Annotated in this window: 25 protein-coding genes and 1 pseudogene; 10 read left to right on the top strand and 16 right to left on the bottom strand. The window is 50.6% G+C overall.

Annotated features, from left to right (window positions below; translation table 11 throughout):
• Positions 1 to 2 precede the first annotated feature (2 nt).
• The 4 genes from VH86_RS16755 to VH86_RS16740 are packed head-to-tail and all read right to left on the bottom strand — an operon-like array spanning position 3 to position 3,383.
• The gene (locus VH86_RS16755; RefSeq protein WP_045816880.1) at positions 3 to 1,040 is read right to left on the bottom strand and encodes an LLM class flavin-dependent oxidoreductase; all 1,038 of its coding nucleotides are present in this window, start codon (positions 1,038 to 1,040) and stop codon (positions 3 to 5) included.
• Entirely contained in the window at positions 1,037 to 1,978 is a 942-nt protein-coding gene (locus VH86_RS16750) for a flavin reductase family protein (RefSeq protein WP_045833576.1), read from the bottom strand. Before VH86_RS16750 ends, VH86_RS16755 begins: the two co-directional genes overlap by 4 nt.
• Positions 1,979 to 1,981: 3 nt before the next feature.
• Complete coding sequence (locus tag VH86_RS16745; protein ID WP_045833575.1) at positions 1,982 to 2,809, bottom strand: alpha/beta fold hydrolase; 828 nt, start codon at positions 2,807 to 2,809, stop codon at positions 1,982 to 1,984.
• Positions 2,781 to 3,383, bottom strand: coding sequence for an amino acid synthesis family protein (locus tag VH86_RS16740; protein ID WP_045816877.1), 603 nt, complete (start codon positions 3,381 to 3,383; stop codon positions 2,781 to 2,783). The genes VH86_RS16745 and VH86_RS16740 overlap by 29 nt, the downstream gene beginning before the upstream one ends.
• 520 nt (positions 3,384 to 3,903) lie before the next feature.
• Here VH86_RS16740 and VH86_RS16735 point away from each other — a divergent pair.
• The 3 genes from VH86_RS16735 (at position 3,904) to VH86_RS16725 (ending at position 6,027) form a co-directional block, all read left to right on the top strand.
• On the top strand, positions 3,904 to 4,584 hold the full coding sequence (locus tag VH86_RS16735; protein ID WP_045816891.1) for a GntR family transcriptional regulator: 681 nt from the start codon (positions 3,904 to 3,906) through the stop codon (positions 4,582 to 4,584).
• A complete protein-coding gene (locus VH86_RS16730) occupies positions 4,584 to 4,871 on the top strand; it encodes a DUF1330 domain-containing protein (protein WP_045833574.1) in 288 nt (95 codons plus the stop codon). Before VH86_RS16735 ends, VH86_RS16730 begins: the two co-directional genes overlap by 1 nt.
• 310 nt (positions 4,872 to 5,181) lie before the next feature.
• Positions 5,182 to 6,027 carry a sugar phosphate isomerase/epimerase gene (locus VH86_RS16725; protein ID WP_045833573.1) on the top strand — a complete coding sequence of 282 codons (846 nt, stop codon included), beginning with the start codon at positions 5,182 to 5,184 and terminating at the stop codon, positions 6,025 to 6,027.
• Positions 6,028 to 6,031: 4 nt separating this feature from the next.
• Here VH86_RS16725 and VH86_RS16720 read toward each other — a convergent pair whose 3' ends face one another.
• From VH86_RS16720 to VH86_RS16705, 4 genes are all read right to left on the bottom strand, one after another.
• The gene (locus tag VH86_RS16720) at positions 6,032 to 7,012 is read right to left on the bottom strand and encodes a LacI family DNA-binding transcriptional regulator (RefSeq protein ID WP_045833572.1); all 981 of its coding nucleotides are present in this window, start codon (positions 7,010 to 7,012) and stop codon (positions 6,032 to 6,034) included.
• 119 nt (positions 7,013 to 7,131) lie between these two features.
• Complete coding sequence (locus VH86_RS16715; protein WP_045816873.1) at positions 7,132 to 8,283, bottom strand: Gfo/Idh/MocA family protein; 1,152 nt, start codon at positions 8,281 to 8,283, stop codon at positions 7,132 to 7,134.
• Positions 8,284 to 9,345, bottom strand: a complete 1,062-nt coding sequence (locus VH86_RS16710; protein ID WP_045833571.1) for a sugar phosphate isomerase/epimerase — start codon at positions 9,343 to 9,345, stop codon at positions 8,284 to 8,286.
• A gap of 26 nt (positions 9,346 to 9,371) precedes the next feature.
• Positions 9,372 to 10,601: an MFS transporter gene (locus tag VH86_RS16705; RefSeq protein WP_045816871.1), complete on the bottom strand. Its 1,230-nt coding sequence runs from the start codon at positions 10,599 to 10,601 to the stop codon at positions 9,372 to 9,374.
• Between the two features lie 228 nt (positions 10,602 to 10,829).
• On the opposite strand from VH86_RS16705, the pseudogene VH86_RS25525 reads away from it, so the two are divergent.
• Positions 10,830 to 11,000: pseudogene (locus tag VH86_RS25525) on the top strand (HipA domain-containing protein); the annotation flags it as partial.
• Positions 11,001 to 11,491: 491 nt separating this feature from the next.
• Positions 11,492 to 11,890, top strand: a complete 399-nt coding sequence (locus VH86_RS16700) for an H-NS family nucleoid-associated regulatory protein (protein WP_045816870.1) — start codon at positions 11,492 to 11,494, stop codon at positions 11,888 to 11,890.
• A gap of 579 nt (positions 11,891 to 12,469) precedes the next feature.
• Here the strand turns inward: VH86_RS16700 and VH86_RS16695 are convergent.
• The gene (locus tag VH86_RS16695; RefSeq protein WP_045816869.1) at positions 12,470 to 13,537 is read right to left on the bottom strand and encodes an SAM-dependent methyltransferase; all 1,068 of its coding nucleotides are present in this window, start codon (positions 13,535 to 13,537) and stop codon (positions 12,470 to 12,472) included.
• A gap of 474 nt (positions 13,538 to 14,011) precedes the next feature.
• On the opposite strand from VH86_RS16695, the gene VH86_RS16690 reads away from it, so the two are divergent.
• Entirely contained in the window at positions 14,012 to 14,212 is a 201-nt protein-coding gene (locus VH86_RS16690; RefSeq protein WP_045816868.1) for a hypothetical protein, read from the top strand.
• Positions 14,213 to 14,239: 27 nt separating this feature from the next.
• Here the strand turns inward: VH86_RS16690 and VH86_RS16685 are convergent, their stop codons facing one another.
• From VH86_RS16685 to VH86_RS16660, 6 genes are all read right to left on the bottom strand, one after another.
• Complete coding sequence (locus VH86_RS16685) at positions 14,240 to 14,503, bottom strand: biofilm development regulator YmgB/AriR family protein (RefSeq protein WP_045816867.1); 264 nt, start codon at positions 14,501 to 14,503, stop codon at positions 14,240 to 14,242.
• 59 nt (positions 14,504 to 14,562) lie between these two features.
• Positions 14,563 to 14,946 carry a hypothetical protein gene (locus tag VH86_RS16680; RefSeq protein ID WP_231647249.1) on the bottom strand — a complete coding sequence of 128 codons (384 nt, stop codon included), beginning with the start codon at positions 14,944 to 14,946 and terminating at the stop codon, positions 14,563 to 14,565.
• A 53-nt stretch (positions 14,947 to 14,999) separates the two neighbouring features.
• Positions 15,000 to 15,245, bottom strand: coding sequence for a regulatory protein YcgZ (gene ycgZ, locus VH86_RS16675; RefSeq protein ID WP_045833570.1), 246 nt, complete (start codon positions 15,243 to 15,245; stop codon positions 15,000 to 15,002).
• A 212-nt stretch (positions 15,246 to 15,457) separates the two neighbouring features.
• Positions 15,458 to 15,733, bottom strand: a complete 276-nt coding sequence (locus VH86_RS16670; protein WP_045816865.1) for a hypothetical protein — start codon at positions 15,731 to 15,733, stop codon at positions 15,458 to 15,460.
• 413 nt (positions 15,734 to 16,146) lie between these two features.
• On the bottom strand, positions 16,147 to 16,545 hold the full coding sequence (fos, locus tag VH86_RS16665; protein ID WP_045833569.1) for a fosfomycin resistance glutathione transferase: 399 nt from the start codon (positions 16,543 to 16,545) through the stop codon (positions 16,147 to 16,149).
• A 76-nt stretch (positions 16,546 to 16,621) separates the two neighbouring features.
• On the bottom strand, positions 16,622 to 16,831 hold the full coding sequence (locus VH86_RS16660; RefSeq protein ID WP_045816863.1) for a hypothetical protein: 210 nt from the start codon (positions 16,829 to 16,831) through the stop codon (positions 16,622 to 16,624).
• A gap of 123 nt (positions 16,832 to 16,954) precedes the next feature.
• Between VH86_RS16660 and VH86_RS16655 the strand changes: the two genes are divergently transcribed.
• Positions 16,955 to 17,365, top strand: a complete 411-nt coding sequence (locus VH86_RS16655; protein WP_045816862.1) for a GNAT family N-acetyltransferase — start codon at positions 16,955 to 16,957, stop codon at positions 17,363 to 17,365.
• Between the two features lie 253 nt (positions 17,366 to 17,618).
• Here the strand turns inward: VH86_RS16655 and VH86_RS16650 are convergent, their stop codons facing one another.
• The gene (locus VH86_RS16650; RefSeq protein ID WP_045833568.1) at positions 17,619 to 18,209 is read right to left on the bottom strand and encodes a TetR/AcrR family transcriptional regulator; all 591 of its coding nucleotides are present in this window, start codon (positions 18,207 to 18,209) and stop codon (positions 17,619 to 17,621) included.
• Between the two features lie 77 nt (positions 18,210 to 18,286).
• Between VH86_RS16650 and bdcA the strand changes: the two genes are divergently transcribed.
• From bdcA to VH86_RS16635, 3 genes are all read left to right on the top strand, one after another.
• Entirely contained in the window at positions 18,287 to 19,000 is a 714-nt protein-coding gene (gene bdcA / locus VH86_RS16645) for an SDR family oxidoreductase (protein WP_045816860.1), read from the top strand.
• A 298-nt stretch (positions 19,001 to 19,298) separates the two neighbouring features.
• Positions 19,299 to 19,727, top strand: coding sequence for an NUDIX domain-containing protein (locus tag VH86_RS16640; RefSeq protein WP_045816859.1), 429 nt, complete (start codon positions 19,299 to 19,301; stop codon positions 19,725 to 19,727).
• A 72-nt stretch (positions 19,728 to 19,799) separates the two neighbouring features.
• Complete coding sequence (locus VH86_RS16635; RefSeq protein ID WP_045833567.1) at positions 19,800 to 20,225, top strand: hypothetical protein; 426 nt, start codon at positions 19,800 to 19,802, stop codon at positions 20,223 to 20,225.
• Positions 20,226 to 21,176: the final 951 nt, after the last annotated feature.

The raw sequence follows: 21,176 nt of genomic DNA, 5'->3' as shown, positions 1-21,176 counted from the left end.
GCTTAGTGAAATGCAGGTGCAACGTGTTGAATAAAGCGTTCCAGCGAGGCTTTCTTACGCTCGAAGGTCATGCCGCTATCCAGCCACAAGGCGTACTCATCGTAGCCCATCGCCTCATAGTTTTTCAGGCGGGCGATCACTTGATCAGGATTACCAATCGCCAGATTTTTCCGCATCCCTTCCACGCTGTAATAGGTGTTCACCGCGATCTCTTCCTCGCTCAACGGCTTGATCAGCCCCTGCTGCACCGGGCGCTCATTCTTGAACCAGGCACCGAAGTAGTTGTAGAAGCGATTAAGTTCTACTGCCGCTTGCTGCGCATCGGCCTCGTCTTCGGCCACAAAACCGTGCTGCAGCAGCATGATTTTCAGCGGCTGTTCAGGGGAATATTCCTGACAGGCTGCTTTGAAGGTGGTGATCAGACGCGTGATCTCTTCTTCTCCCTGATGCAGTGGCGTGCACTGCACGTTACAACCGTTTTTCACTGCGAATTCATGACTGTTCGGGTCACGCGCGGCCACCCAGATTGGCGGATGCGGCTGCTGTTTTGGCTGCGGCGAGGAAGTGGTGGACGGGAAATTCCAGAACTCACCTTTATGCTCGTAGTCGCCTCTCCACAGCGCTTTGACTGCAGGCACCAACTCACGCATCCGCTGACCTGCTTCCCAGGCATCCATCCCTGGCATCAGGCGCTCGTATTCATAGGAGTACGCGCCGCGTGCAATCCCCAAATCCAGACGCCCTTTGGTGATCAGGTCCGTCATTGCCGCTTCACCCGCCAGACGGATCGGATGGGTAAAGGGCGCGATAATGGTGCCGGTGCCCAGACGGACGTTTTGGGTGCGGCTGGCGATATCCACCAGGTTGATAAACGGATTCGGCGCGATAGTGAAATTCATACCGTGGTGCTCGCCGGTCCAGATAGCGTGCAAGCCGCCTTTATCCGCGATTTCACATAACTCCATCATCTCATCGTACAGCTTGTCCTGCGCTTCATCGGCTGACACGCGTTCCATGTGCAGGAACAGGGAAAGTTTCATACCACCTCCTGATGAGACGCGGTGAAGAAGTGACGCACAGAACCTTCGATTTCGTCACCGTAATAGAGACCGTAATTGCCCACCGCATTTTCGCGAATAAAACGATCGACCAGTGATTTCAGCGCACTGTCCGGCACCGGCAGCTGCGCCAGCGTGTGGACATCCACCCATTCGCCCTGCGGTACCGCTGGCAAGGTGCTGCCCGTCGGCTGTGCGCACAGGAACACGATATGCTGCTGTTTCTTTTGGCGGTCTTCCCAGATGGAGTAGACAAACCCTGGGTTGGCCTCAATATTCAGCCCAGTGAACAACAGATTGAGCGTTTCACTGACGCTGCGGTTATTGACCGTTTGCGACGGCAAGCCATAACCGTTCTCTTTCTTCACCACTAACGCCTGGCCCGCCGATTCAATCAACGCGCTGACCACCACGTTAGGACCGGCAATCAGGGATTCCGCATTCTGATAAGGCGTGAAGTAGGCGCCGCGATAGTAGCCAAGGCCCGGCGTACCGCAGGAATCGAACTGCTCTACTTTACCGATCAGAATCGCATGGTCACCGGCATCGATAACCTGATGCATCGCGCATTCAAACCAGGCTGAACTCTCATCCAGCAACGGCGTGTTGAACTCCCCTTTGCGCCACTTCACCAGCGAGAATCGATCGGCCACTTTCTGCGCGAAGATATTCGATATCTCTTTCTGCTGCTCCGCCAGAATGTTGATGGCGAAGTGCGGACATTGCGTGAAGTTTTCGAAATTCGCGGAGCGCTTATCGATGCTCACCAGCAGCAGCGCGGGGTCAAGTGACACCGACGAGAACGAGTTTGCGGTGAAGCCAATCGGCTGCCCTTGTGCATCGTTAGTGGTGACCACGGTGACACCGGTCATGAAGGCGCCAAAGGCGTCACGTAACTGTCTGCGTTTATCTGCGTCCATAAGTTACTCCTTTACAGGCTCTTTTTGCGTGACGGCGGCAGCAACCGGCTTGAGGAACGACAAAATTTCCTCGTTCACCCGGTCTGCATCCGTCAGGTTCAACATGTGTTTAGCGTTAGCGACCACCACTGCCTGTCCCTGGCGTGCTGCCTGGGCCATTTGGCGTGTCATGTCTGGATTCGAATTGGCATCCAGTTCACCGGTCATCACTAACACCGGACATTGCATTTCATTCCAGCGCTCAGAATAGAAGCGGTCTCCCGCCGCAAACGCCTGATAGGCGCGTGCATAGCCGTCGAGATTCACCTGTTGCAACCACGTTCCCACTTTTTGACGCAGGGGTTGTTCGTGGTGGTCGTCACTGAACCAACGATCCAGTGGCGCATCGAGCCGCACATTGCCGCTCGCTAACTCCTGGGCGCGTTTCAACACCGCATTGCGCGCGCTGTCGTTACGCTTAAACACGCCGCTCATCACAATCGCGTGATTCACCCACTGCGGATAATCGATAGCGATACCTGCGGTGATCAGTGCGCCCATTGAGTGTCCGGCGACGGCAAAACTGCGTTCGGGCTGTGTCTGTAAGAACTGGGCCAGCCACTGCACGTAATCCTTTAAGGTGGCAGGATGACGAAAACCGCTGCTTTCGCCATGGCCAGGCATATCCACCGCGATCACACGGAAATAGCGACTCAGCACGTCCATTTGTGGGAACCAGGCATCGGCATTCATGCCGACACCGTGGATCAACACCAGCGGCGTGCCCTGTCCAGCCTCCAGGTAACTGACCTGGAGACCTAACTCAGATAGCTGCTGGGTTTTTCTGGTCATGGCCTAACTCTTTCAGGTCAAGATAACGGTTGCCGATACGATGATGCGGACGGCCGCCCAGTGCCGCGCCCAGCGCGATCACAATCTCGTCTGCGAATGGCGCATCGTTGATGTTGAACTGCATGGTGAGGTAGTGTTCGCGAGTGCCCTCATCATCCGTGCCCATCATTGGCACCAGAATCGGTGTATTGGCTGGACCACGAGTGTTGTTAAAGGCCAGATAGGTTTTCCCCTTCACAGCAGAGCGGTAATGGTTACCAAAATGCAGGGTGTGAATCAGCGCTGACGCGTGTTCCAGTTCGCCGTTTAAGCCCACCACTGCGCTTTTTCCGTAAGCCACCACCTTGTCGCCGCCGCCCGCTTCTTTCACGATCAAGCCAGTCAGCAATTCGCCCAGTACCGGCGCCATTTCGCGAATCTTCGGTGCGAGGTCTTCTACGAAGCCTTCACCGGCCCACGGATTTTTTACCACGGCAGCCGCCGCAATCATCACCAGCGGCGTGGTGGCCGCTTTGCCGCCGTCGGAGTAGATGGTTTCGGTGGTAACGAACGTCTTGCGTATATCTGGATGCATGGTTAAAGCCTCATTCAAGTTAACGGTTTGTTAATCTGGTGTGTCGGGAAAGGATATAACACTGAGACTTTTGGCATGTCAAAACATGGTATACCATCATACGGTATTAAAATTTGCCGGAGATTTTGCTATGCTTTGTCGACGCAAATCCCCGCCGTGACTGGGGGGATGGGGAATACAAGGGCAATGCGTAATAGGCTGTTAGAGATGCGAAGTGAGTGTGACTAAGGTCATAAAAATCACACGACGTATCGGAGCAACCGTTTTATAACGTTATGAATTCACGTGGTTTTGATTATTCCTCAAGGATATTTTTATTTCGTGCTCCGGCCGCATGATGAAACTGTGAGCTAACGCTGATTTCAACTGGCGCGTCGGTGAGGAATCGATAGACAGTGGTGGCAATGAGAGTAAAGGCGGCGTTGCTTTCAGAACAGAAACAGTGCTAATAGTTAAAACGCTGGCAAGACATGACATTGACTTCAGGCAGAATTTTTTGCATTTCAACGAAGAGACGATTATGGATGCGAGTCATTCCCTAAAAATTGAAAATACGCCCGTAACATTGCGTGAACTGGCATTGGCTAAAGTTCGCCAGGCCATTATTTCGGGATACTTTAAAGCCGGCGACCGTTTGGTTGAACGTTCACTTTGTGATGAGCTGGGTGTAAGCCGTACCGTGGTGCGCGAAGTGATCCGTTATCTGGAAGCGGAGGGTTTAATTGAAAACCTGCCGAAAAAAGGGCCGATTGTTGCAATATTAACCTGGGACGTCGCTGAGCAGATTTACGATATCCGTATGCTGCTGGAATCTGAAGCGGCGAAGGATTGCGCAAAAATAGCCACCAGCAGTGATAAAAAAAACCTGCACAAAAGATTACTGCGCATCGCTAAAGCCTCGCACGATCATGATGACATCGAACGCGTCGAAGCGTCTCAGGCTTTCTATGAAGCGCTGTTTTCCATTGCAAAACATCATATTGCGTGGGAAATCGTGCAACGGCTAAACAGCCGTATCAGCCGACTGCGCGCACTGACCCTGCGCAGTCCGGAGCGTCAGGTAGCGGGTTTTGAACGTATGTCGCGTATTTATGAAGCGATTGAAGAAAACAATGCTGAGCAAGCGAAAGAGGCCGTTAAACAGCATCTCTCTGAAGCTGCCACGCTGGCTAAAACTATTCTGACTGCCGAGGAAAAATAATGTCTGCGTATTGGATCGCCCACGTCAATATTGAGGATGCACTGCAGTACCAAAATTATATTGAGCTGGCACCGCTTGCGTTTAAAAAATATCAGGCGAAATTTATAGCTCGCGGTGAAAATGCCACCTCACTTGAGGGTGATGAATTTAAGAAGCATGTCATCATTGAATTCCCTGATTATCAAACGGCACTGGACTGCTATCATTCCGACGAGTATCAGTTAGCCAAAAAACAGCGTGAGGGCGTGGCAAAAGCCATGATTACCATTGTGGATGGGCTGGCGTAGGTTTGTAGATAGCCACATTGCATGAATCTGCCATGATGAACCGCATAGAGGATGGGTATCAGGTTATCTCTCCTCCTTGCTCACCCTCAATGTGAACAAACTGCAAGGCTGCGAGTAAAGGAGTGGCCTGAGCTCGTCCATTTCTCGGCGCGTACCTTCACCTTTTTCCAGTCCTCATCATTTAAATTTTCCAGATTGTTAACCCCCTCATAATCTGAACACAGATCACAAAACCAGCACGGATAATTTTGTAATCGATTACTTTAAGTTAATTTGTAATCGATTACTTATCATAAGAGGCTGAATAAAGATGAAAAAATTAATGGTGTTGGCGGGGATGTTGTCCATGCTTAGTGCTGTGCCTTCACAGGCGTTAGCAGCGGGCGTTGAAGATGAAATCGGACTTCAGATGTACACCTTACGTCATGTCGGCACGCCAGCTGAACAGTTCGCCATGGCCCATAAAGCGGGCTTCGAGCACGTTGAGCTGGTAGGCACGCATGGTCTGGAAGCCAAAGAGCTGAAATCCTTGCTGGATAAAAATCACCTGACCGTGACCTCATCTCACGTGCAATTAACGGCACTGGAAAGCGACTACGCGCAGACCGTGGCGTTCAACAAAGCGGTGGGTAATCACACCATCGTGGTTCCATGGATTAAACCGGAAGATCGCCCGGACAGCACCAAAGCCTGGATAGACTATGCACAACGCCTGGATAAACTCGGTGCGAAACTGCGTAAAGACGGCATCCAACTTGCTTACCACAATCACAATTTCGAAATGAAGAAGTACGATGGCGTGACCGCGCTGGAGATTATCTTCAATCATTCACGGGCAGAAAATCTAAAACTGGAGATGGACGCGGCGTGGGTTTCACGCGGAGGCCAGGATCCGGCGCGCATTTTGAAAGCCTATCCGGGACGGATCTATGCGATTCACGCCAAGGATAATGCGTCGATTGGTATTCGCGACGATGAGATGAATTTTGCGCCGCTGGGCGAAGGCTTGCTGGACTGGAACACTATTCTGCCTGCCGCCAAAGCCAGCGGCGTGAAGTGGTTTATCATCGAGCACGACAAGCCGAAGGATGCCTGGAGCATTATCACCACTTCACATCAGAATCTGCGGGCGGCGCTGGAAAAACTGCCGCATTAACCGATCAGGCACTGGCACGCACGATCAGGTGCCAGTCCATCATGACGCGTTCAGTTTGCGATTGGGGATCGTCAATCTTCTGCAGAAGCAGGCTGAACGCAGTCCGACCAATATCGCGCGATGGCTGCGCGATGGTGGTCAGCGGTGGAGAGATCATTTCAGCCAGTTCCGAGCCATCAAAGCCGGCAACGGCAATATCCTGCGGAACCTGATATCCCGCAGACTGGATAGCCGCCATCGCGCCAGCCGCCAGCGTGTCCGATACGGCAAATACCGCATCAGGCGGCGTATCGGCGTTGAGTAACGCTTCCATCGCACGCTTACCCGCGTTGTAGCTTAAATCACTGGCGTAACTCACCGCCTGCCAGGATAGCCCGCGCTGTTCCAGCTCCCGCTGATAGCCCTGCTGACGCAATTGGGCGTACTTATAGCTCAGATCATGATTGATCAGGGCAATACGTTTACGTCCGCTGGCCACCAGATGCGCCACCAGCTGGCGCGAAGCATCGACATCATCGATGCCCACACAGGAGATGTCGCCGGCATCCGCGTATTCGGCACACTGCACCCAGGGCATGTTGCCAATCAGCTGTGTCAGTTCCGTCAGCGTGGTGAAAGCATCCATGGTGATCACGCCATCCACCATTTTGCCTGCCAGCAGTTGCAGGCTTGAGCGGGAGCGATTGATGTCGGAACCGGAGTTACACAGCAAAATGCGATAGCCGTTCTGTTCTGCCTGCTCTTCGATACCTTTCACAATTTCAGCGCAAAACGGGTTGGAGATATCAGAAACCAGCACCAGCACCATTGAGCTCCGCGCCGTGCGCAGCTGGCGTGCTAACAGATTTGGCTTGTAGTTGCTGGCTTTAATGGCTTCCAGCACCTTATCCCGGTTTTTATCCTTTACGGTGTCACTGTTGTTAAGCACGCGTGACACCGTGGCCACGGAAACACCGGCCAGCTTCGCGATTTTCTGAATGGACATGATGACTCAACTTCCTGCGTCAGTTTCTGAATTGCAGGCTACCATAAATCGACGCGGGACAATAAGTTAGGCGGGATGACTGATACGGGAGATCAGGCGCGCCGGAACGCGCCTGCGTCTCAAAAGCTGACGTCGACCCAGCGTTGGTCGCGATGGCTTTGTACGATCGCCTCAACGATGGCCATCACCTGCGCGCCGTCGCTGAAGTCGGCAAAGTGTCGTTCATCTTGCGCGGGCATCTCACCCTTCTCTACCGCCTGATAAAACTGCTGCATCATGGCGCGAAATGCATCTGGCCAGCCTTCGATGTGCCCGCCGGGAAAGCGGGCTCGGGTGGCAACATCGCGGTTCATTAATGATGCATCGTCCGTTAGCGTTTGATTAGCCTGATGGCGATGACCGATCCACAACTGCTGCGGCACTTCCTGATCCCACGCCAGCGAGGTTTGGCTGCCGTTCACTTCCAGATAGAGGCGATTTTTGCGCCCCGCCGCCACCTGAGAAACGCTCAAACAGCCTTTACTGCCATCATCGAAACGCAGCAGCACGAAGCCCAGATCTTCCGTATTCACCGGACAATCCTGATACTGCGCCTGTTGCGCCTGAGCGCTGAAGGTGGCCTGACCGGCCAGATTGGCTTTGCGAGTTGGCCAGACGATCGCGAGGTCAGCCATGACCGACACGATCTTGCGGCCAGTGACAAACTGGACGGTGTCGCACCAGTGGGAACCGATATCCGCCACCGCGCGCGATGCGCCGCCCTTATCTGCATCCACACGCCAGTTGTAATCGGTCTCTTCCAGCATCCAGTCCTGTAAGTAACTGCCCTGGACGGCAAAGGTGCGGCCTGTTTCGCCGCTGCGCACCATGCTGGCGGCTTGCTGCACCATGGCAAACTGTCGGTAAACAAAGCTGACACCGTTTACCACGCCGGCCTGTTCAGCCAGTGCCACTAATTCACGGGCTTCGTCCATCGTCATACAAAGAGGTTTTTCCGAGAACAGGTGTTTACCGGCCAGTAAAACCTGCTTATTGATAGCAGCATGGAGGTGATTGGGCGTGCAGTTGTGCACAGCATGCAGGTTCGGATGCTGCAAAAAGGTGACGACGTCACCATAAGCGTGCGGCACGTGTAACTTCGCCGCCTGGGCTTGTGCTTTCTCCAGCGTTGAGTCGCACAGTGCCACAACATTGATGTTGCCCAGACGCCGCAGTGCCTCAATGTGCGCGGGACCGATAAATCCGCTGCCGATAATGCCCACATTGATCATTTATGACTCCTCCTTAAGTCCAAGCTGCAAACGGATACTGCCGCTGTCGTCTTGTGCGGCGAAATCATCAAAGGCACGGCTGGTGACCGGAATGATATGTCGCTGGATGAATTCGGAGCCTTCCCGCGCACCGGTTTCCGCATCTTTCAGGCAGCATTCCCACTCCAGCACCGCCCAGCCGTTGAAGTCGTACTGCGCCAGTTTGCTGAAAATGCTTTTGAAATCAATCTGCCCATCGCCTGGCGAACGAAAACGCCCGGCGCGATCGATCCAGTTTTGATAGCCGCCATAAACCCCGCTGCAGCCGTTGCGCTGATACTCCGCATCTTTGACGTGGAAGGCCTTGATACGCGAATGATAAATATCGATAAACTGCAGGTAATCAATGTGTTGAAGATGCAGATGACTGGGATCAAACAGGATATTGCAACGCGGATGATGGTTAACCTGCGCAAGGAAACGCTCAAAGGTGACACCATCATGCAGATCTTCACCCGGGTGTAATTCGTAACACACATCCACGCCATGCTGATCATAAACATCCAGCACCGGCTGCCAGCGACGGGCGAGTTCCTTAAAGGCCTCGTCCAGCAATTGTGGGTTATGCGGAGGCCACGGATAGACATAGGGCCAGGCGAGCGAGCCGGAGAAGGTGGCATGGGCAGTCAGCCCCAGCTTGCTGGAGGCGGCTGCGGCATGTTTAACCTGCTCGGTTGCCCAGGCCGTGCGCGCGTCTCGCCTGCCGCGGACGTGTGCCGGTGCAAAATTATCAAAAGCGGCATCATGCGCGGGATGCACGGCGATCAACTGCCCTTCCAGATGTGTCGATAACTCGCTGATGCTTAATCCATACTGCTTCAGCAATCCCAGCACCTCATCGCAGTAGGTCTGGCTGGTGGCCGCGCGTTGCAGATCAAATATTGCCGGGTGATTGCACGGGATCTGCAATGCCTGAAATCCCAAGGCGGATGCCCATTTCGCCAGTCCTTCCAGCGAATTGAACGGGGCATCAGCGCCGATAAACTGTGAAAGGAAAATGCCCGGACCTTTTAACGTTTTCAAAAACCACCTCCAGTAACAACCAAAACTTAATCGCGGTACTTAAATGTGAACATAAACAGCACGGCAATCACGGCAGCCGCGATCGCCGGGATCCACCAGAACATGCCCCAACTCGCGGCCGATACCTGACCCGCGACCAGATGGTTATAGAGCGCGCCGGAGATCTGCGAACCCAGCAGCATGCCGATGCCGTAGGTGAACATCACAATCATGCTCTGCGCCTGTCCTTTGACTTTGTCTCCCGCGATGCGGTCGGTATAGATGAAGCCGACGACAAAGAAGAAGTCGTAACAGACGCCGTGCAGCAGAATCCCCAGCCAAATCAGCGCACGTCCCTCTTCGCCCATGCCCATGGCAAACAGGGCGTAACGTACAAACCAGGCGCACATACCGACCAGCAGCATGTATTTCACGCCCAGTCGGCGGAACAGCAGCGGAATCACCAGCATGAAGAAGATTTCAGACATCTGGCCGAAGGACATCAGTGAGCTAACGTTTTCAACCCCGGCATCGGCCAGCCAGGAAGCGGTGTAGGCGTAGTAAGTGCCCAGCGGAATGGAAATCAGCGTGGCGCAGAGCGAAAAAATGAAGAAGTGACGGATTTTCAGCAGGGCAAACGCATCAGCACAGAACAGATCGCGCGGTCTGAATGGCATACCTTTAGCAGGTGCGGGCGTATGCGGCAGCGTGAGGCTATAGAGCGCCAGCACCACGGAACAAATCGCCGCCACCGTGAAGACGCTGACGCTGGAAGCAATCCCCGTGAACCCGATGAACAGGCCAGCGACAATCCAGCCGATGGTGCCGAATACACGCACCACCGGGAAACTCTTCTCGCTGCTGGCGAGACTGTGGAAGGCAATATTATTGGTCAATGCCAGCGTGGGCATGTAGCACAACGTGTAGCCAAACAGTAAGCCGATCAGTAGCGCACCGTTCTCGGCGATCATCGCCTGGGGGACAAACCACAGGATCGCCGCACCGGCCAGATGCATCACTGCCAGGACTTTTTGCGAAGGGAAAAATCTGTCCACCAGCATGCCGAGAACAAACGGCGAAAGAATGGAAGCAATCGGGCCTGCTGAGAAAGCATCACCAATCAGCAAGGACATGTCGTGCTGGGTCATCACCAATCCCAGCGTGACCGACCAACTGCCCCAGATAAAGAACTGAAGGAACATCATTAGTGACAGCCGTGGGACCAGCATACGCTGCACTGCCTGGTCTTGCGCGGTGCCTTGTGTCGCAGCAACCATATCCAACCCCCAAAAGTAATCGATTACAAAAGTAGACAAACAAAAAGTAATCGATTACAAAATTGAATTCATAGGGGTTGATCACAAATTTTGACTTAGGTGGAAAGTGTGAGTTGGTGACAGGCTTGGGGGACCACGAAAACCCTCTGAGGACTAAACCCCTTAACGATGAGTTTGTTCGAATTTAAAACAACCGTACCTCTTTAGGCGCGTTCCGCAAAACAGCGTGAAGTCCAGGCCCGTCGTAGAGTATTTAACGTCATCATGAACAACCAGGATGATCATGCGAGGAATTTCGCTTTCACACTCAATAAAAATGAAGAGTGGCAAGTCTCAACGGCTTACGATCTGACCTTCCAGAGTCACACGCATAAAAAATTAAACATCTTACTTGCATGATATTCTCTGTCTTAAATCCGCACGAGCATCCTTTCACCAGGCAAACATTGCGGCACTATCCGCCATTACTCTCTTACATACCATAATATGATTAGCATTGACGCATCGTGAAATGACTTCAAAGGTGGAATGCTATGCCCGATCATTAATTGAGTCATTATTAACATTTGCTTTCCCGGAAGGTGGGTCGTGACGATCATTGTGACCGGGTAACATAGATTTTTTGAGCCTGCATACTTAAAAATATAACCAAATACTCAAATCGCTGACGGTTAAAATAGCGTTCAGTGGTCAATTATCGACGTCTCAACACCAGCCACAACCCGGAACTTTGAGAAATATCTAAAAATTGACTCTTTCTGGGCTTTATTCTTGATATCTGATGTATTGTACTTCTGCAAAGAGGGTAACATCGATATACTCTTCCCTAATTTTTATCTACTGTACCACTTAATTTATTTCCTTTAGCGACAAAATATCAGGAGAAGTTCATGAGTGATTCACTTAAAGCGTTAAACAATATCCGTACGCTTCGCGCGCAGGCACGTGAAGTGCAGCTTGCAGATCTGGAAGAAATGTTGGAAAAATTCACTGTCGTCGTGTCAGAGCGCCGTGAAGAAAACAACGCCAGCGAAGCTGCCGTGCGTGAAAAAGAAGAAAAACTGGCTAAATATCGTGAACTGCTGCTGCAAGATGGGATTGACCCTAATGAACTGCTGGGAGCATTAACGCCAACTGGTAAAACTCGCGCTAAACGTGCACCACGTCCGGCTAAATATAAATACACGGAAGAAGGTGTTGAGAAGCACTGGACCGGTCAGGGTCGCACGCCAGCAGTGATTAAAGCCGCTGTTGATGCCGGCAAATCTCTCGATGATTTTCTTATCTAATCGGGCTTTTCCCGTTTAATTTGAGTTATCGAACATTTATGGTGGGTGTTAAGCCCACCATAAAATAAACACTGATTGATATCATCACCCTTTCCCGCTTTTGTTGAGTCCCCAAATTAAGATAATGACGGGGTTAACTATCAACTATTGTCATTGTTATCTTCACAACGCCCATCCCTGAGTGACTATACCGACACGCAATAGTGAAGGGTCATCCATGACGCGTTTTTTTTGTCAGGTTTAGTTCGCCTTCAAGCCAGGTTAAATGCATGAGCTCTCTGCGCCGATATTATTAAAACTATCGCACGGCTTGCGAGTTTGAGCGATCGCATCACTACCCTATTAATAAGTTGATTACGTGCTTTCTTATGCCTGCAGTCATATCGTGTTGCCTCACCACGTTTTGTCCATGCCGATTTTCAATCATGCGTACGCAGCGCATTGAGTTTTATCGGGGTGCCCAGCGAGGATATTCATTCGGTCTTAATCAAAATCAGAGGATCTATCGCAGAACGATAAGAGCCTCCAGGAAAGATGGAATGTGGTTATTCTAAACACGAAGTCACTATAATCACTCCTTCAACCGGGCCGCTGCACCATAAACACTTGCTGACCAGCAAACGAGAGTGCCGTTCCCGGCTGAGGCCAATCACCGACCAGAAGGAAGCCCTGACGCACAAATGCCTGCAGCCAGGTTTCACGTGAAAGAGACAGCGTAACCGGCTGAGAGTGCCCTTCTGTTGCCTGTTGCAGCACCATAGCAGCGGTTATCCATCTCAGCGCCGAATCCTCTGTGGATTCAACCACAATCAGTACACCCTCAGGTTTTAATGCATGCCAGATGCCGTGGAGGATGGTATCGAGGCAATGAGTCGTGTGTAGCAAGCCGGTTGCCAGCACGGCATCCAGCTGTGCCGATGGACAACCTTGCCTATCCCGCAACTGATGAAGGTCATCATGGCAAGTGTCTGCACCCATCTCCAACACCCGCGGACAATCACTCCCTTGCGTCGCCGTTTGCAGCAGTGAGGCAGCTATCTGACCAAGGTAGTCCGTTAACATGCTACCTGGCTGCATCGCGGCATAAAGGAGGCGGCCCTTGTGCGATGAAAGTGGGTTCTGTGCCAACTTTGGATAGCGCATCACCTCGCAAAGAGACTGCGGGTCTGCGAATAACGTGTTGAGGAAGGCTTCTCCCTCAGCGTGCCACTCCAGACAGCGGCGCAGACGAATTTTTCCATCGTCGATACGTTGTTCGATGGAGTGCAGACTGGGCGCGCATTCACTGGCAAACCAATGCTGCTCGCGCTGCTCCACGATCCCTTCGTCTTCCAGAATGCAGTGCCATTTTTCCAGCAGAAATTGATAACAGTCGGCAACGCCTGCCTGCTGACGCGCATCAGCAATCAGCCAACCCTGAGCAGAGACAAACGACAGCTCATGCAGACGTTGCCAGATCATCAACGGTGCCATTGACTCGCTCTCAGTCTGAAAAGCCGCCAGAGCAGCAATCGCGGCAGCTGCCGGTAACCGCTGCGCAGCCTGATGCCCTGCACGTTGCCAAACATCATGTTGTGATGACGCAACGATAGCGGTGGCCGTCTGTGGGTTCACCACGTGCAGATTGGTGCTGCTCTCTCCATTCATAACCACTCCATCTTTAAACTGGGGGGTGAACTCATCACATACTGTGTCAGGATTTAATTGGCTTTATTGAGGATGGGGTCAATTTCAACTCCGCCATTATGAGAATGATAATCATTATTAATTTTGACGCAAATGAAATTTAAATATATCTCCCCTTCTGTTTGTTGAACGCTATGTCCAGGAGGCCTTGAGGGAAAGTTTTACGGGAGGAATGGCAACTGCAAGTTAGTCAATGCATCAAACGTTGCAGTTATCTTTAAGTGATTATTTCAGGTAATTCATGCTGGAATTGGCGTGGAGGGTTGTAAACTTTATAAGCGCAGCGTTAATAACGAATAAGTTCAATATTTACAACACAGTGGGACCATAACCTATTAATTAAAAATCAGAAATGGCTGCCATTCAATTATTTAAGGGTTTCAGGCGTGAGATAGATATGCCACTCTGTATTTTTATACAGAGTGTGGAGTCGCGGTGAAGCATGATGGGCAGATCACACAAGAGATATTAGCGCTGCTAGGGGCCACTGTGTCAGGGTTTATTCGGGAAGGCTTAGATTTTGAGGCACACGAGATTTCTCAGGCCCTGCAAAAACTTAAAGACAATGAAGCGGATTCAGTTTTAAAAGAGAAATACGAAACCCTTATCCGCCTGCTTTCAAAAATGATGCACTGATTGACGCGCTTTATGAAAAATCAGCCATCAATCATCCGGTGTTACGCCCACGACGATTTCAAGAGTCTGACGCAATGTGTGGGCTTCAGCATCATCCTGTGCGGATTCCAGTGCCCGGATTAAACTGATGATAATGGCTTTGTTCGTTATCTGTCCTTCCGAGGCCAACACATTACGAATGATAGCGCCTAACACCGCGGCCTCATCTTTCAAACCCGGACCCGCCTGGCGGAAACGTTCAGCCAGTTCCTGATCGGCAAGCGCAGAAAAAATGTCTTCTGATGTATGCATGATTTGTTTCCGAGTTTTATGTTGTCATGGATTAAACAGGGTTGCCATCAACCTGAAAATCAGTGTTTACTGTTATTGCCTGAGTGATGCGAGTCCGTGTACAGGTGCTGGACTGAATTGATTCCCTCTGCTCTTTGTTGTTTGGCCCGCTCTCCCTCGGCAATGCTCTTTCTTACCTCGGCAATGGTCTGGGCGATCAATTGCCGCCTGTCAGTATCATCTGACTGGCCTTCCATAACCTGAAGTTGTTCGATGAGTGCATGGAAAGAGACAGGCCCCGCTCGCTGGAGCAGAGCCAGAGTAGCTTCACCGATGATTTCATCTATTAACTGCTGGCGTTCACTTCTCTTCATATACTTCTCTGATAACGGCATCTGCATGGCATTTTTTACTGTAAACAAACTGCAAATTGCAATTCCGCCACAGAGCCAAAAGTCATTCATATGCCATGCACATCCAGAACGGTCATGTTGTACAACTATGGCTTTAAAAGGCATTACTCTTCGCGGTCGAAAAGCAGTCCAATAAGCTGATGATAGTGATGTTCCTCTTCAGCGTTGGCTGACGTTTCCAGACGGCGAAGTAATTTGGTGCAGAGAGATTTACGATTCAGGTTTTTGCCCTCACGCAGGATCTCTACCACGATTTGACCTAGTGTTTCTTGCTGTGAGGGCAGAGAAGCTTTATTAAAATATTGAGCAATCGCTTCCGACGAATTCGGAGTGTATCCATTCTGACGCATGTGTTTACCCTCTCATGTTGGGCCAGGCAAATGGCCTGATAAAGTTGTACAGTATTGGAAATAACTGTACAAAAATATATTCAATAACGGGGGCCTGATTTTTTGCAAAAAGTGCTCTCGGGAGACAAATAACCTGTCGAAACAGAAATATCTTAATCGCTGTTCTCACAAGCATTTTGATGGGTAAAGTGTAATGGTGTTGAAAACCCAGGCTACTTTTTCACATTTTCAATTGGCGATAGCGTAATGCTATCTGAGCTCTCACTCATACGCCGCAAGGGTGAGCGGCTGCGCTTATCTTCTGACGAGGGCTGTCGATAATCGTTCAACCAGTCAATCGCAGCTAATACGGCTTGTTTACGCTCTGGCGTATCAGCCTCTTCGGCCATGCGATGCAGTTCCTGATTTAATTGTATAACACTGATTTTTTCACGGCGGGCAAGAATCTGATAAGCTGCCTCGCCTAAAATTTTGTCTGAATTATCCATTGTATTACCTCCTGAGAATCGGGCTTACGCTGAGTCCTCGGGATCTATTGTAGCTGATGAGATATTTGCGTTAAACCAAGCGGCATGATGCTCGGGCTTAGTGATGCCAGTCTATTGATATCAACACGCGCCAGTTCTGGGATTATAAACATCTAATAGATTTATCTGAATGATATTCGCAGGGTTTACATGCTGTGAATCACTGCCAGGCTCAGGCTAAGGTTACATTTATTTCTCAGGCGGTAAATTATGAATAAGTACGCAATTTCTGCGACATTACTATCCATCACGCTTTGCGGGCTGTGCTCTTTCGGCGCGTATGCGGGTGTTTTTGGTTAGTCGTAGCGGCAGAGAGTGGCCTGGCGTCAGAGACGCTGCCAAAACGTAATGACTCCGGGCTGCGCCTTCTCTCCTCAGTAAAACGTCATCTCGTCATACGGCTGTGCCCGACAGGCGTTTAATCTGCTTTCCAGATCGCCTGCATGGAGCTCCAGCTTATGGCCGTCCGGATCGAGGAAATAGAGTGATTTTCCTTCACTTTTGTTAACCTTCCATTCTATGACGCCTGCAGATTTCAGCCTCTCAGTAAAAGCATCAAACACTTCGTCTTCAATGCTGAAGGCATAGTGCGTGTAATCTTTTCCAATCGAAAGGGTGTCCAGTGAAAGGCAGAGCCAAAGTTCACCTAATGAGAGATAGGCACCGTTCTTCCATTGCGCCCGGGGAGTGAATCCCAGCGTCTCAACATAAAAATTGAAACTCGCAGAGACATCGCTTACAGCAAGGGTGATGTGATTCAGTCCGGTCAGCATGTTGAGCTCAAAACAAGAATTTGTAGCGCTAATTTAGCACAGGCGCTGGGAAGAAAATCGTTTGTCACGCGAGTCGCTAAGCAAACTTCTGCAGAATTCGTATTGCCATCTCCATGCCCAGCTCACGCTCGACATCATAATGATGGCCATCTTGTTGCGCTTCCTGCAGGACATCAATCAGTGACTGAACGGCAAACTCATTTTTTCTGCTCAGAACTTCCAGCACCGCGCCACCAATCTCATTGCAAATGGCTTTTCCTGCAGCGTATTCGTTTGGCTGAGACATGACTGACTCCTTTGCTAACCTTAAGAGAGATGGGACACCGCCCTTTGTAACATAAATGCAGTAGCGAACTTCATTTCAATATTTTACAAGCAAATAGCACATTTAACAGGGAGATGCTCAGGTATGTTAATCAGAAAACTAAGTCCATCAGAATGGAATGAAGCCTATCCATTGATCTCTCAGCTGAGGGATATTTCTCTGGGCCAGTTTCGCGAATCGGTCAAAATCCAGTCTCTAAGTGGCTATGAACTGATTGGCGCTTTTATCGATGACAGACTGACCGGCCTGATGGGGTGGAGACCTGTGCATACGCTGGCAAGAGGCTACCATCTGCACATCGATGACCTGGTTGTTGATGAGCACGCTCGTGGTTCTGGCATAGGAAAGGCATTATTAGACTTTGCAACTCGCGAATCTGCAGGCAGAGAGATGAACTTCATCTTTCTCGATGCAAGGAAAGAAGCCATTCCATTTTATGAAAACAATAACTTCATCCTTCACGCCTCGCCTTCAATGAAAAAGCCGCTTAAATGATGAGCACTGGTACATGCAAGCATGCCCTGCATGCGCCAGGCGTTTTTTTATCCACGATACAGCTGAGGGCTGGATGTTTGAGCGCCAGCTGCCTTCGTTTTAGTATCCGATCTTAGAGCCGCTTTGTTAGCTAATTTCATCAAAAAGCCTCAATTCCTGAGTGACAGGCATCAAAGCTATTTCGCCCATCGGCTTTGAGTTCAAAACGAAAGTCCATTTCTAAACTGCACCAGCAATCACAGCAAAAACCTCATCACACCGGAAGCAACTGAGCCAGCATCTGACCGGCCAGACGCGCTGTCTCACGCAAACGCTCCGCACTGGCACCTTGCCGTGAGCGAGCAGACAGGCCCGACATGATCGTCACCATGAAATCGGTTATCCGCACGGCCTGTTCTGGGTAGCGCTCGGCAACATAGGCATGGAACATCTTCTCTGCTGCCGTGTGAAAACCACAGGCCACCTCGCGCGCAGAGAGATCGTCGCAATGAATGCCCTCCAGAACCAGACATCCGGTCGCTTCCGGATCGGCAGCATAGCGACTTGCGGCTTCATCCAGTACCGCAGAAAGACACTCCGCCACCGGTCGGTCATGACGCAACAACGCCTTTAGACCGATAGCCCCATCCTGAGCGTAACAATCCAGCACCAGCCGGTACAGCCCGAGTTTACTGCCAAAAGCCGCATAAAAGCTGGGTGGATTGATGCCGAAGGCTTTGGTTAGATCCCCCACACTCACCACATCGTAACCACTCGAATGAAATAAATTCTGCGCAATACACACCGCCCGCTCCGCATCGAATTTGCGTGGGCGGCCTGGCGTACGGTTAATTTTTGTAGTCATCACTACATAATCCTTTGACAACCTGACTGGCTCAATAATATTGTAATGACCACTACAATACAATTGAGGACTCACTAATGGCGGTATTTACCAACAAATCGGTTCTGGTATTAGGCGGCAGTCGGGGTATCGGTGCGGCAATCGTGCGACGTTTTGCTTCCGACGGTGCTTCAGTGGTGTTCAGCTACGCTGGCTCGCGTGAGGTGGCAGAAAAACTCGCCGAAGACACAGGCAGTAAAGCTGTCCAGGCGGATAGCGCCGATCGCGATGCCGTGACGAAACTGGTGCGCGATTCCGGGCCTCTTGATGTGCTGGTGGTCAATGCAGGCGTCGCGATATTTGGTGATGCGTTAGAGCTGGAAAGTGATGCAATTGACCATTTGTTCCGTATCAACATTCACGCACCCTATCATGCTGCTGTGGAGGCCGCCCGTCAGATGCCTGAAGGGGGACGCATTATCGTCATCGGTTCCGTTAACGGAGACCGGATGCCAATGCCAGGAGGCGCAGCCTATGCCGTCAGCAAATCGGCCCTGCAGGGATTAGCGCGCGGTTTGGCCCGTGACTTTGGACCACGCGGAATTACGGTGAATGTCGTTCAGCCGGGTCCTGTCGACACGGATATGAATCCGGCAGAGGGGCCGATGAAAGACCTTATGCACAGTTTCATGGCCATCCAGCGCCACGGTAAGCCTGAAGAAGTGGCCGGAATGGTTGCATGGATTGCCGGTCCTGAAGCTTCATTTGTGACCGGTGCCATGCATACGATTGATGGCGGATTTGGCGCGTAGGAAGACAATAACGATAAGTGCGGCAATGTGAAGTGGGCTGGATGCAAAGAGGTAGCTGAATGCCAATATCACTGACTGCTCCCCTTGTTTCAGTAGGAATGGATCACGCGGGTCGCAGTCAATGGCAATTGAGAATGACATTCATTTACCCTCAGGACTGATATCCACTTCACAGGCCGCAGCGATGTAAAGCGGACAGATTTATTACTCATGTAATTAATAATCATTCTCAACCAGGCTATACTCCTCCCTCCCTTCCACCAACCTGGTTTGAAGGCGAGGCGATAACAACGAGAGGATGATGATGAACGCAGACAAGGTTATCCGCATTGCGGCAGCAATCATGATCGATGCGGAGGGGCGCATGCTTTTGGTTCGCAAGCGCGATACGCGCTATTTCATGCAGCCTGGAGGGAAAATCGAATCGACTGAACGACCGGTGGCTGCATTGATCCGTGAACTCACAGAGGAACTGCAAATCAGTGTCACCGAACAGGATACGCAATATGTAGGTCAGTTCACCGACACAGCCGCGAATGAGCCAGGACATACGCTTATCGCTGAAATATTCACGGTTCTTGCCCCCACCTCAACGATTACGCCAGCCGCAGAGATTGAAGAGATCACCTGGTTCCATCCATCCGATGATGCTTCGCTGCCATTAGCGCCGCTCACCGGTCAGCAGATACTCCCACTAATAATGAACGCGGGACAAAGCGCGGACTGAGTCCACGTTCACCGAACTATTGCCATTCAGGAACAAGTTCCTGGCCGCTAGCAAGGAAGCCAATGCCCTATCATGTCACGACGTAAGAAAAGACCGCGCGGTGGTAACCCGGCGCAGCGGACACCAACTGATGCAGTTAAACATTACGGCCCTTTTTTAACGTGCCTCCGCAGCCTGACTTTCATCAAGAACGCCCTGGCCGGCTGTTTTTATCCCTTTATCCTGATGATCAATTTTATGCAAGATCGCTCACCCTTGTGTTTCTATGCTCCACTGGTTATCACGGTGTTCCTTTTTCCATTCGCCAAAGTTGCCATTGAATGCATTGGACTCTGGATTGCACCTGCACATTTTTGGCAGAAATTTGATGGTTTAAATTTTCGATTACGAAGCCTGGTCGACATCCTCTATTGGTTGTTAATCACATTGATGATCGTGCCATTAACGGCGGTCTATATTTTTCAGCTTCACTCGGACAAGCACAGAGCAAGGGTGTAAATCCTGCCCATCATTTGGTCAGCCAGTCATGATGAGAGACAACAAACACAATATGCAGGGGATCTATGTGTGATCGGGATCGCGTGGTGCAAGTTGATCCTGTGAAACAACCACTATAGAGAGTAAGTCCACCTCTCATAGCCAAATCCCCCTGGATGAAGCGTGGTTCCAGTACATAAACGTTCGTATCTTTATAATGATGTTAGCAATCACTAACTCCACTATTAGCAAGGCCTGCGAGGTTAGTAACCACCAGGGGGCCAGAAGGAACATAACCACTGTAGTAAGTAGTTACTCTCTATAGTGGTTACTTCTACTCTCTATAGTGGATGTTTGATCCTGCCCCCTGTTCACCAACGATCCTGCGATCCCTGTTGGATCACCGGGGTGTTCCGCTAAGGGCATCCCTTTAAAAGTTTACTCTCTATAGCGGTTATCAAACCAATCAATAAATCAAAATAAACGATAAATATTATGTAGTTATATTGGATTAGTAAAAAACCGATAACCGCCATAGAGAGTAAAATCACTCCCTATAGCGGTTATTCAAAGATGCAAATATCCCTCAATAGCGTGCCTGATAGCAGGATCTCTGGTTAACCGCTCATCCATGCAACCAGCAATGCTATCCACTGTAGTGAGTGACTACTCTCTATAGTGGATAGCTAATGAACTGAGAGTCGCAATTGGTAGCGAGCATGCATAAATTAATGATAAATAAGTAATAAATGTAGATTTAAAAGCGCTATCGCACATAAATCAGACGATAATCTCAACAAACATCCCCTCAATAATCCCCAAGCAACTCAATAAGATAGAAGTGATAACGTCACTTTTATCGAACAACCACTATAGAGAGTACGTATCTTCTCTCTATAGTGGTTGTTGAAATATGAGGTCGATCCTGGATCATTGCACAAGGGCTCACCAGATGAAGTGAACCCCTTAACC

The organism is Pantoea sp. BL1, from assembly GCF_000963985.1.
GTDB lineage: Bacteria > Pseudomonadota > Gammaproteobacteria > Enterobacterales > Enterobacteriaceae > Pantoea > Pantoea rwandensis_B.
This window is presented reverse-complemented; position numbering and strand designations above follow the sequence as displayed.